At 35.0% G+C, this 12,673-nt stretch carries 10 protein-coding genes and 1 pseudogene; 3 read left to right on the forward strand and 8 right to left on the reverse strand.

Features of this window, described 5'->3' with window-relative positions:
* A pseudogene (locus tag ACPYKA_RS05595) lies at positions 1-140 on the reverse strand (nitrate reductase Z subunit alpha); the annotation flags it as partial.
* A 666-nt stretch (positions 141-806) separates the two neighbouring features.
* Here ACPYKA_RS05595 and ACPYKA_RS05600 point away from each other — a divergent pair.
* Positions 807-1,559: a DUF3891 family protein gene (locus tag ACPYKA_RS05600; protein ID WP_479541404.1), complete on the forward strand. Its 753-nt coding sequence runs from the start codon at positions 807-809 to the stop codon at positions 1,557-1,559.
* Positions 1,560-1,783: 224 nt separating this feature from the next.
* Here ACPYKA_RS05600 and ACPYKA_RS05605 read toward each other — a convergent pair whose 3' ends face one another.
* A complete protein-coding gene (locus ACPYKA_RS05605) occupies positions 1,784-2,374 on the reverse strand; it encodes a lysophospholipid acyltransferase family protein (RefSeq protein ID WP_479541405.1) in 591 nt (196 codons plus the stop codon).
* 652 nt (positions 2,375-3,026) lie between these two features.
* Positions 3,027-4,433, reverse strand: coding sequence for a glycoside hydrolase family 18 protein (locus ACPYKA_RS05610; RefSeq protein WP_479541406.1), 1,407 nt, complete (start codon positions 4,431-4,433; stop codon positions 3,027-3,029).
* 372 nt (positions 4,434-4,805) lie between these two features.
* Between ACPYKA_RS05610 and ACPYKA_RS05615 the strand changes: the two genes are divergently transcribed.
* Positions 4,806-5,024: a CDGSH iron-sulfur domain-containing protein gene (locus ACPYKA_RS05615; protein WP_442961180.1), complete on the forward strand. Its 219-nt coding sequence runs from the start codon at positions 4,806-4,808 to the stop codon at positions 5,022-5,024.
* A 67-nt stretch (positions 5,025-5,091) separates the two neighbouring features.
* Here ACPYKA_RS05615 and ACPYKA_RS05620 read toward each other — a convergent pair whose 3' ends face one another.
* Positions 5,092-5,814 (reverse strand): polysaccharide deacetylase family protein, encoded by a 723-nt coding sequence (locus ACPYKA_RS05620; RefSeq protein ID WP_479541407.1) that lies wholly within the window; start codon positions 5,812-5,814, stop codon positions 5,092-5,094.
* Positions 5,815-6,200: 386 nt separating this feature from the next.
* Entirely contained in the window at positions 6,201-7,667 is a 1,467-nt protein-coding gene (locus ACPYKA_RS05625; RefSeq protein ID WP_479541408.1) for a DHA2 family efflux MFS transporter permease subunit, read from the reverse strand.
* Positions 7,668-7,825: 158 nt separating this feature from the next.
* Between ACPYKA_RS05625 and ACPYKA_RS05630 the strand changes: the two genes are divergently transcribed.
* A complete protein-coding gene (locus ACPYKA_RS05630; RefSeq protein ID WP_479541409.1) occupies positions 7,826-8,716 on the forward strand; it encodes a TetR/AcrR family transcriptional regulator in 891 nt (296 codons plus the stop codon).
* Positions 8,717-8,731: 15 nt separating this feature from the next.
* On the opposite strand, the gene glmM is transcribed toward ACPYKA_RS05630, so the two are convergent.
* The 3 genes from glmM to cdaA all read right to left on the reverse strand — a co-directional run bounded on the left by glmM (position 8,732) and on the right by cdaA (position 12,163).
* Positions 8,732-10,066, reverse strand: a complete 1,335-nt coding sequence (gene glmM, locus ACPYKA_RS05635) for a phosphoglucosamine mutase (RefSeq protein WP_479541410.1) — start codon at positions 10,064-10,066, stop codon at positions 8,732-8,734.
* 62 nt (positions 10,067-10,128) lie between these two features.
* On the reverse strand, positions 10,129-11,349 hold the full coding sequence (locus ACPYKA_RS05640; protein ID WP_479541411.1) for a CdaR family protein: 1,221 nt from the start codon (positions 11,347-11,349) through the stop codon (positions 10,129-10,131).
* Complete coding sequence (cdaA, locus tag ACPYKA_RS05645) at positions 11,342-12,163, reverse strand: diadenylate cyclase CdaA (protein WP_479541412.1); 822 nt, start codon at positions 12,161-12,163, stop codon at positions 11,342-11,344. The genes ACPYKA_RS05640 and cdaA overlap by 8 nt, the downstream gene beginning before the upstream one ends.
* Between the last annotated feature and the right edge of the window lie 510 nt (positions 12,164-12,673).

Here is a 12,673-nt window from a genome sequence, read left to right on the forward strand (position 1 = left end):
GTTGTTCGAACTACTTTATCATGCGACCAACGCTCTCTGTACATATTTTCCCATTCTCGACTTTTTTCTTCTAGAGCCGACCAATTTCCTGAATATCGCTCAACTGGCTTAAAATATTTTAAACCTGTTTTTCTTTTCATTGAAACCGTTCACTCCTTTGTTTAGGCAGAATGACAATCAACCCAATTTTCTATAGTCTACTAAAATACGACAAACTCTCCTATTAGGGAATCGCCTAATTTTGGGATATATTTCCCCTATTTTGATATAGATAAACTTTTTTCAAGCGTTTAGTATAATAAACTACAAATTTAGTTGTAATTCTCCGGGTGGATATTTCACTTGGTTTGACGTGAGTATTCATGAAAGTATCGGGGGAAACATGAATTTTTGGTGATTCGAATATCCACATTTTTTGTGAATATCTTGATGTTGGCGGGATTAAAATCATTTCATTAGTATAAGGAGAATCCTCTAATGTTGCATTTACAAACCATGAAAGATCTATCACATAATGGCTAAGCGGATGAGCATCATTACCGAAATTTATCAAGAAGAACGATTACTATAAAATTTTACTTCTTCTAATTAATTTCCAATTACATTTCTTCTATTTTGTCCAATAGAAATATAGTACAATGGTTAAAAAGATCTATTGTACATATATTGCGGAAGGAATCTTTGATGAAAATACATTGCACCTTTTAAAACAAATTTTAATGTCGTGAAAGACTATGAGAAATATTTAAGTGTTTGTGATACTGTCTGGCAACAATTTATGGAAGCTGAGTTAGGAGGAAATTAAGTTGATAGTTAGAGAGCGAAGTAAAGATTTTGTTATGATTGAACAACATCATCACGCATCTATTTCTGGAATGCTTTTTACCTATTTAAAAGAAGATTTCGTAACAGACTTAAACTGGAAAGACGATATTGAATTTGCGATTTTTCAACATGACTGTGGTTGGGTTCCTTTTGATAAAGCGCCATTTTGGGATGATAAAGGAAATGCACCATATTCTTTTACAAATTTCCCTAAAAAACCGAAAACTGTTTTATATGAACATGGAATCAATAAAGTAGAAGATCACTCGTTGTATGCCGCTTTATTATGCAGTAAACATTACACTTCATTTTTGAAGAAAGATTCGACACCTTTAGCGATAGATTTTATTGAAAATGAAAAAAATCGCCAAGAACGACTAAAAAAGAAAATTATTGGATTTAATGAAAAACAATTTAGTTTACATTACGAATTAATAAAGTTTTTTGATGACCTCTCGTTATATATTTGTCTCAATGAACCCGGTGTACAAAAAGATAGTGAGCATCCCTTTTTTAAGAGTAGAATTTCACTACCACAATATTTTGGGGGTGGAAATCTACATTTAAACTGGGCTTCGCATAATAAATTGGAACTTGAGACAGAACTTTTTCAACCGGATTTAACAGTACAATTAAAACAAAAGGTGATTTCTAAAGAAGATATTTTAAAGGATGGATTACAAAAAACTTACAGAAACACACAGATAGAAAAAGTATCTTTTAAAATTGTATAATTTCCTGTTGCGACTCATCAGCTGTGCTTGGTACACTAAGGCAAACTTTTCGGTCATTAAGCCGACTGGCCCCTTACTCTATCATCACTACTATACTAGATTGGATTGGATCCACGAGATAATTAATCGAAGATCATCACTTTACTCGTGCTCTTTCAACAAGAGGATCACGTTAAACAATGTTTTTCGAAAATAAAAAACTCCAGTTTCCCGGAGTCTGTAGATTAACTTATTTTTTGTTGTAAATCTCTCATTGCTGTATTTAATTCTTCCGCCATCACATCTAATGCTTCTTTTTTTGGTAATTCATTGTTTAAATAAATTGGCTTACCAAAAATTATTTTCGGTCGTTTCCATTTAAACAACTCTTTAAAATTATTTGGCCCTACATAAGCTGCTGGCACAATTGGAGCCTTAGAATAACTAGCAATTGTTACAGCGCCACGCTTTAATGGCACATCTTCAGTCGTTCTAGTTCCGCTCGGGAAAATACCTACTATTTCTCCCTCTTTAATCAACCGCATCGGTATCTTAATAGAACTAGGACCAGGGTTTTCCCGGTCTACCGGAAATGCATTCAAACCATTCATTAACCATTTCAAAAATCCAGATTGAAATAGCTCCTTTTTTGCCATATAGTGTACCTTTGTTGGCAAAATCGAAATACCTAGCCATAATATATCAACCCATCCTGAATGAGTACAAGCTATTACATACCCAGTGTTTTCGGGTAAATTTTCTTTTTGATAAACCTTCAAAAAACCAAACAGACTAAGTATAAATTTTAATAAATATCCTGCAATGAAATAAAGCATCTAGTTCCCCTCTTTACATTCAATCTTTACATTTCTACTTTACCATAAGCACGAAATATGTCGAGAGGAAATTATTCTATAGAATCATGAGGGGACTGTAATATCTCTGAATCAAGTACATGCGCTGGATTAGTTACATTTTCGCTGATTTTTTGTTCAAATTCACTGAATTATCGGGATTGACGCTGATTTCATATCTGGAATCGCTGAATTGAACTGCAATATCGCTGAATCACATACACGCGCCGGATTAATTACATTTTCGCTGAATTTTTGTTCAAATTCGCTGTATTATCGGGATTGACGCTGATTTCATGACTGGAATCGCTGAATTGAACTGCAATATCGCTGAATCATATACATACGCCGGATTAGTTACATTTTCGCTGAATTTTTGTTCAAATTCGCTGTATTATCGGGATTGACGCTGATTTCATGACTGGAATCGCTGAATTGAACTCCAATATCGCTGAATCACATACACGCGCCGGATTAATTACATTTTCGCTGAATTTTTGTTCAAATTCGCTGTATTATCGGGATTGCCGCTGATTTCATGACTGGAATCGCTGAATTGAACTGCAATATCGCTGAATCAACTGAATGCGCTGAGTTTTTACAAAATCTTTCCCCGAAAAACACACTTTATAATCTATTTTTTCTCAATCTTAAAAGTCGAACTTAGCACTGCCCAATTTTGCGGAAAGGCATTACCCAACACCCAGTAACTAACCCCACGAAGGCCATAAGCTTTGGCTGTATCATATTTCACCTGGACGCTACGAGCATCTTCAAACCATACTTCATGTGCTTGCCCCTGTTCATCTGTATAATAGAAAAAAGGCGACTGGTATGTTTCATTGTATTGAATTTGTGCTCCGTAACGAGTAGCAAGATGAACCGCTTCCTGGGGGCTAAGTGTACGCGCGAGGGTTCCCTCTACCCAAGGGATATTCCAATCCCGACCATAAAGTGGAACACCCATCAAAATTTTCTCTGGAGGAATCTCTGTAACCGCATAATCAAGAACATCTCTCACTTTATTAATCGGGGCAATAGCTAGCGGACTTCCACCGGCCCATCCCCATTCATATGTCATTAAGACAACAAAATCAACTATTTCTCCATGCGCCCGATAATCATGTGCCTCATATAACGTACCACGTTGCTCCCTACTTTCTTTCGGTGCAAGTGCAGTTGATACGGAGTAATTTGGATGTAGTCGTTCGACAACTCTTCTTAAGAAAGCATTGTAATTCTCACGATCCTGTGGATAAACATATTCAAAGTCAATGTTTAAACCTTGGTAATTCTTTGCTTCCATCTCTCTTAAAATATTGGTGATTAATATTTCTTGTACATCCGGGTTACGTAGAATTGCTGCAGCTAAGTCAGAATTGAATCCATTCTGAAAATTCGTTATTACAAGTAATGGAGAGGAATTTGTCATTTGTGCAGCATTAAGTACCAATTCATCGTTTAAAGGTGTTAAACTTCCGTCTTCTCTAACCTGATAAGAAAATGGGGTTAAATAAGTGAAAAAACTGCCTAAAGCTAAAACTTCATTTCTTCCTTGCTCATTAAACGTCGTCGTATAAGCATTTACTTCTGTCTCCTCTTTTGATTTAATTGGAATCTTCAGTTGCTGACCAGGATAAATTATCGCATTCATCGGTAGTTGATTCAATTCATTAATTTGTGCGGTTGTACTGCCATATCTCTTTGCAATAAAAAAAATGGTGTCGCCAGGTCGGACTTGATAATAAAAATATGGTATGTGTAACATTCTTCCAACGTAAATTAAATTCGGGTCTGTTATATTATTCGTTTCCATTAACTCTTGTAAAGTTACTCCAAATCGCTCGGCAATACGGATCAAATTATCCCCAGGTTCAACAACATAATCTATATTAGGAGTTGGAATAACAAGAGATTGACCAACTGTTAATATATTTTCTGAAGTTATCTGATTTGCTAATGCAATTTGGGTAATTGTCGTGTCATACATTCTCGCCAATCGCCAAAGGGTGTCCCCACTTTCTATGACATGGATTCTCATCAAGATCCCCTCCATTTTATGCTAATACCATATTTATGCGCTATACGTGCCATTTATTAAAACTGATATTTAAACACAAAATGAAAACAATAATAATGCGTGTTCAAAAAGGAGGATAAAAAGGATCCGTCGGCTAAAGGCGCTGACGTCCTGTCAGCAACACCGACACTAGCACGTCCTGTGCGTCGGAAGTTCGAGGAGGAGAAGCTTAGAGCAGCGGAATGTATGCATTTAGATACATGAGCATACGTTCTTGCACGCAGAAAAAGTGCTTTCCTTTTTCAAGGAGCGGAGAAGCAAGCCAACGAAGAAATTCGCAGTGTCATTTTTACCGGACTTTTTGAACATCCTCTAATAATGGAGGTGAAAACATTGAAAATCCCCACAATTGAAGTACAAGACAATGGTCCTTATCAGATAAAAGGATCTTTTAATTTAATTGATGCAAAAGGAAATGCGTATGAAGTTGAAAATGATATTTCTTTATGCCGTTGTGGACACTCCGATAATAAACCATTTTGTGATGGAACCCATGAAGAAATTAATTTTAAAAGTGAACCCCGGGCTGAAAAGCTAATGGTAGAAGTCTAATCTTATTAAAATCCGCCTACTTTCTGAAGGTTTTTCCTATAGAAGGTTTGCGGATTTTCGCAAATAGTTATTTATAAATTAATTTCCACAAATCTTCTACCGTCACAAAATAATACCCCTCTTGTTTTAAGTATGTTAATAACTCGTCTAATGCAGCAGCTGTTTCAGGTACATTACCTGCTGCATGCATTAAAACAATAGAGCCTGGATGTAAATAATCAAGCACATTTGCTTTAATTTCTTGCTTTGATATTCCTTTCCAATCTTCTGAATCGATCGACCAACCAATCCCTCGATATCCCATTTCCCTTAATTTGATAACCATCTTTTCATTCAACGCTCCATATGGTGCTCGGAATAAATTTGTTTTAACACCAACAACTGACTCTATCTCCTTTTCATTTTGGTTAATTTCCCAGACCATGTTTGCGACTCCTGTTTTTGTTAACTCAGGATGCCAGTAAGTATGATTGCCAATTATATGCCCTTCATTATAAATACGCTTTACAATATGTGGATATTTATTAACACGAGAACCTAATAAGAAAAAGGTTGCTTTAACGTCATGTTTTTTTAATACGTCTAAAATTTGTGGGGTATATATTTCATCAGGAGCATCATCAAATGTAAAAGCAATAACTTTTTCATTTGTTTCTGCTTTATATATCATAGTGTCGGGATATTTAATTTGTAATGGATAATTGGATACCGTTGTTGCATCTGTTTCGATTGGTAAATAAAGAATCCAAAATGAGAAAATAATGATTAAAAAACGACCAAAGTTACTCACAGTTATCTTCCCTCACTAATATAATGTACTTATTATTTTACGTAATATAACAGCGACTATACTAGAAAACTTGGCTTATCGCCAAGTTTTTATGACGAAAGCCAAAGTTGCACTTGTGAAGTAAGAAAGTTTTATACTTACCTTCCAAAAAAATCCGAACTATACATTCTTGTATACGTTCGGATTTCTTAAATTTATTGATAAATTTCATAAAACTGCGGCAAACGATTCACCATGTCTCCACATCTAGATATTGGCGAATGACTCAACATTTTGAAAATCGACTCGACATCATTGAAAATGACTCGAAACATAGAGATTGAACTGGCATTTTCCTTAGCAATTAGATTGATTAGATTTTTACTGTATCTTAGTCAGTCCTTTGTTTAAGCTTTTTCAAAAGTTACTTCTTGTGATGGGACTACAGGTCGTTTTATAAACAGGGCTAAAATTAAAGCGACTACTGCAAAGATGGTTGATATAAAAAATGAAAAATTGATTCCCTCTAACAAAGCTAAATGTTCAATTGAATATTTAGTAATCAGTTCACCTGATGCTACTTCCTGTGATAGTTCAACCCCAGCATTATTTGATCGAACTGTCATTATTGTTAATATTATAGCTGAACCAATTGCCCCTGAAACTTGCTGTAACGTATTGTTCATCGCCGTACCATGAGGGTTTGCTCTCATTGGAAGTTCATTTAGACCATTCGTCATAACAGGCATCATCACTAAGGACATTCCAAACATTCGAATTGTATAAAGTGCCATTAAATAAAAGTAGCTATCTTCCATAGTTAAATCACTCAGCATATACGTACAAACAGTTAAAATAGTTAAACCTGTTATTGCAAGAGTTCTTGCCCCAAACTTATCAAATAATCTACCAGTTATTGGTGACATAATCCCCATCAAAATTGCTCCCGGCAACATTAATATACCTGAATGAAATGGTGATATTTCCCTAACAGTTTGTATATATAAGGGCGTTAAAAGCATTCCAGAAAACATAGAAGCCGAAATTGTAACTGAAATGACGGATGATAAAGCAAACATTGGGTACTTATAAATTCTAAAATCTAACATTGGCTCTTTCAATTTCATTTGATGTAAAACAAATATTACTAAACAAATGGCCCCAATAATAATTGTGCCATATACATGGAAGGAGCCCCATCCACTATCTGCAACCGAACTAAATCCATATAATAGTCCTCCAAATCCAATACTGGAAAGAATAATGGATAAGATATCTAACTTAATTTCTCGATTTGGTGTAATATTTTTCAATCTAAAAGCAGCATATGCAAAAGCTAAAATTCCAAATGGTAATATAATTGCAAATAATGTTCTCCACGAATAATGTTCAATTATCCATCCGGAAAGCGTCGGTCCAATTGCTGGAGCAACAAACATCACAAGCCCGAATATTCCCATCGCTGTTCCCCGTCGTTCAACCGGAAAAGCAATTAAGATAACATTCATCAATAATGGCATCATTAAACCTGAACCAGATGCTTGTAACATCCTGCCTACAATAAGTACGAAAAAACTCGGTGCGATCATTGATACCAACGTACCTAATGTAAATAAACCCATCGCCCATAAAAAAATCGAACGATTCGTAAATCGCTGAATGAAAAAAGCACTCGCTGGGATTAAAATTCCATTCACTAACATATAACTAGTCGTAACCCACTGTACTTTTGAAGGAGAAACTGAAAACTCTGTCATAATTGTCGGTAATGCAATATTTAATAAAGTGTTATTTAAAAGTGCAGCAAATGCACCAATGAATAAGATAGCTATCATACCATATGGTGGATTTTCGTGTATTTTCTTTATATCCATTTACGTTCCTCCAAAGCGCAATATACTCACTCTTACAATTTTAAACCTAGCGTATAAAACTTGCAAACATTTTATTCTTTTTCATTATAAATGTTGTGATACAAGTACAAATGTAATAAAATAATTTATACTATAGGTATAAAAGGTGATACAACTCCATGGATGAGCGAAAAAGAAATGTTATTTTAACTGCTAAAAAAGTTTTCTCAACAAAAGGATATCAAGCCTCTTCTGTTCAAGATATTTTTGAAGCATGTAATATCTCGAAAGGAACTTTTTATAATTACTTTTCCTCAAAAAATGATTTTTTAATCTCGTATATGGATTTAGCGAGGGAAGAAGAATTCAAAAGGCGAGAGTCTATGTTGGACAAATATGATAAATCAAACAAAGATATTTTCATAAAGCAAGTTTTAGTACGTGTCGAAATAATGAACGAATTTACGTTACTCCCAATTTATGAAGCAGCATTTCACTCCGATGATGTTGACTTAAAAGACTATATAAACAAACGTTTGATTGAAGAATTATCTTGGTTAGCCGATCGACTTGGAGAGATTTATGGAGATAAAGCGATGCCATATGTTTCTGATTGCGCGGTGATAATGCATGGGATGATTCAAAATATGCACTTTGCTTGGAAAACCATTTCAAAGAAAAAAATAAACCTTACGATGCTGATACAATATGTTGTCCGTCGCATGGATACTATCATAGAGGATTTAATTAAAAGTAAAGAAATCTTTTTAAACGAGAGCGATTATCCTTTTTTAAAAACGAACTTAAAAAACGAAACAAAACAGACATTGCTTTCCCAATTATATAAATTAATTAGTACTTTGGGTACTAACAATCCAGCCTTAAAAGAATATATAGAATTTCTAATCGAGGAAGTACAATTAAGAAAACCACGTATACACTTATTAAGCAGCATAGAAGAGATCATTAAGACTGAAGCGGCAAATACGAAATATGAAAAAGCTATTCATCATATTTCACTTCAATTAAACAAATTCATAAATGAAAAAAACTGTCCTCCCTCTAATTGAGAGAACAGTTTTTTATTAAGCAAATTCTTCTATTACTTTTATTAATTGATCAACATATTTTTCGCACGCTTCTTTTGTTTCTGCTTCTACCATTACACGAATTAACGATTCTGTTCCTGAAGGTCGAACTAATACTCGACCAGAGTCACCTAACTCATCTTTCACACGCTCAATTTCTGCGACAATATTTGAGTTATGTAAGGCTTGCTCTTTATTCATGACACGAACATTCTTTAATACTTGTGGATAAACTGTCATACCCTCAGCTAATTCAGATAATGATTTTCCTGTTTCTTTCATAATATCGATAAGCTGAATCGCAGTTAGCATGCCATCCCCACTTGTACTATGGTTTAAGAAAATAACATGCCCAGACTGTTCCCCGCCAAAATTATATTCTCCTTCAAGCATTTTTTCCAGTACATAACGATCTCCTACATCAGCGGAAACTATGTTTATACCTTCTTTCTCTAATGCTTTATGGAATCCTAAATTGCTCATAATCGTTGTCACAACAGTATCTTTGTTTAATTGATTTTTTTCTTTCAAATAACTCGCACAAATATACATGATTTGATCACCATTCACTATATTTCCTTTCTCATCAACGGCAATCAATCTGTCACCATCCCCATCAAATGCAAGACCTATATCCAATTCTTTCTCTTTAACCATTGCTTGAATATTTTCCGGATGGGTTGAACCGACTCCATCATTAATATTAGTACCGTTAGGATTATTTCCAATAGTATATATTTCTGCATCAAGATCAGCAAATAAATGAGCTGCTAAACTTGATGTCGCCCCATGAGCACAATCCAATGCGATATGAATATCGGTAAAGTCATTGTCTACAGTCTCTTGTAAATAAGACAAATACTTTTGTGAACCTTCAAAATAGTTACTTAGCACTCCAATATCTTTACCGACAGGGCGAGGCAGATTATCCTCCAAGTCCATTAGACGTTCAATTTCCGCTTCACGTTCATCTGTTAATTTAAATCCATTTGGGCCAAATATCTTAATCCCATTGTCTTCAAATGAATTATGGGAGGCAGAAATCATAATTCCCATTTGTGAATTTGTAACTTTTGTTAAATAAGCTACTCCGGGAGTCGATATTACTCCGAGACGCATTACTTCTGCTCCGATAGAAAGTAAACCAGCGATAAGTGCTCCTTCAAACATTGGGCCTGAAATTCTCGTATCTTGTCCTATTAACACTTTTGGGTTTTTTCCTTCTTTAGAAAAAATATACCCTGCTATTCTCCCAATTTTAAACGCAATTTCAGGTGTTAAGCTTTTATTTGCAATACCTCTAACACCATCAGTTCCAAAATATTTTCCCAATCTTTACCTCTCCTTTATCCTGTACTCCAGGAAATTTCAAACTGAGCGATTAATAAATTTACCTAGTCTTCAATTCTAACTGTTACGGTATTGAATTCTGGTTCAAACTTGATGTTTTCTGGGCCATTTACATTTAGCTCAACTTTATGCTCTCCTTCTTCAAGTGCACCTACATCTATCGAGGTTGTAATATCTTCTTTCTGCAAAGCCTTGATTAATTCGTCACTACCTTTGGCCGTTATATCGACAAGCTCCTCCGCCGGATTCACGAAAGTAACATTGTCTGCATTGTCGCCTTTTTTATCAATTGGAACTTCTTTAAATACTTTTGATTCGCTTAGTTCAACAATAACATCTATCGTTTCATTATTAGCTACAACACCTTCTGGTAAGTCTAACTCTACTTCGTACGTATCCGTTTTATCAATATCGGCCATGTCGATTTCAATTGTAGATATTTCTGTTATCTCATTTAGAATTTCACGTTTTCCAAAAATCTCTATTTCTTGTTCAGCCTCCAATTTCTCCAATTTTAAGCCATCAGGTAAATCTCCTTTTGTTTTAATCGTTAGAGGAACCTTCTTACTAGGGCGTTCAACTGGAATAGAGACTGTAACACTTGCAGGTTCGACAAGCACATTAAGGTCATTCCCTTGAATATCGTAAACACTAACTGGAACTTCTCTGTTACGAATTGATTCCTTCAGGTCAGTTACATCGACAAATATTTTCACCATGGCAATTTGTTCAATAATACTTTCCGAACTAATAATTGTTACATAACCTGGTGACACTTCAGGTTCACCAATTTCATATCCGAGTGGTAGACTATCCATATTCAATAAATCAACACTTACAGCAAAATCCTTTGAAGCACGTTTTTCAATTACAACATCTATCGTTTTTGGCTCAATATATGCAGTTAAATCATCCGGCATATTTTCATATTCTATTTCTACTGTGTGTTCTCCTTCACCAAGTTCTTGTAAATCGACAAAAACTGTGAAATTTCTTTGTCTAACAATTGGTGTCAACACACTAGGTTTTCCTTCTAGCGATACTTTTACATGTTCAGGTACACCACTTACAACGTATTGATCCGCATCAATCTTAATATCCAAAGGCATATCTTCAATTACTTGAACTTCATTTGAAGCCCCTGGAAGCAGCCGTGAATCATTTTTTGTTGTATCTGTTTCGACCGTTACAAAAAGATATAGCGTAACAGCGAGAACTAATGAAATTATTCGTATAAACCATTTACTTTGAAATAATTTATCCATTTTTTCTCCCCCTCCAATTGAGTGGATTAACTTCAGGGGTTTTCATTGATTGTGAAAGACTTTTTAGTAAAATATTTGAAAGTCTATCCTCATCGATATCTCTTATTAGCTCTCCATTTTTTGTACAAGAAATTGCACCTGTTTCTTCTGATACAACAATTGTTAACGCATCAGTAACTTCACTAATACCTAAAGCAGCACGGTGCCTCGTACCTAATTCTCTAGAGATCGATGCACTTTCTGAAAGGGGCAAATAACATGCTGCTGCAACAATTTTATTATCTTTTATAATAACTGCACCATCATGGAGTGGCGTATTTGGAGTAAAAATATTAGTTAACAACTGATTCGTTAACTCGCCGTTTATTGAAATACCAGTTTCAGCATATTCCCCAACGCCAGTTTCTAATTCAATCGTTATTAAAGCACCAATTCGTCGCTTCGCCATGTACAGACATGAAGTCACGATGGAAGTACTTATCTTTTCAATTACTTCTTCCTCCGAGCGAGTTCCTCTAGAAAAAATACTCCCTCTACCTAGCTGCTCCAGTGCTCTCCGTAGTTCAGGCTGGAATAGAATGATGATGACAAGAAATCCCCATAAGATAGCTTGGTTCGTTATCCATTGAATCGTTTGCAAATTAAATAAAATACTTAATAGCCAAACGATGATAACTACTAATATTCCTTTAAGTAATTGAATCGCTTTAGTTCCGCGAATTATCATTATTAATTTATATAAAACATACCAGACGATCGCAATGTCTACGCCGATTCTGATTATATTAACGAGATCAAAACCCCCATCAAACACGCCGACACTTCCTTTGACTAAGAAAAAGTATTTGATATATGAAACATATTATAACATATTACTAAATGGACATGTTAGATACAACAACTTTATATAAAGATTACGAAGTTTAAGAAAACCTGAAGATGGAACTCTTTTTGAAGATTTACGCTTCTATGTGTTTGAAGACTTGATAGCACGTGACGAAAAGTGCTACGTTTAAATTCAACCATCTGAATCTGACAGCTTTTAAGTAATCACGAGCAAAAAAGAACGTTTAAACATGGTAAGGTATTGTCACGACCATCCTTAGGTGAGCGCAGGTAAAAACAGGCATGTTTTACTCGGAATCATAACCGTTTTAGAAAAGCGCAAGAAAAAAGGGAAGTTTATTTCAGTTTTAAGAGGATGTTCAAAAAGTCCGGTAAAAATGACACTGCGAATTTCTTCGTTGGCTTGTTTCTCCGCGGCTCATGTATCTAAATGCATACATTCCGCTGCTCGAAACTGCGCCGCCTCGAACTTCTTGAT

Source organism: Pseudogracilibacillus amylolyticus (SeqCode), assembly GCF_051918545.1.
Classification (GTDB): Bacteria; Bacillota; Bacilli; order Bacillales; family Amphibacillaceae; genus Pseudogracilibacillus.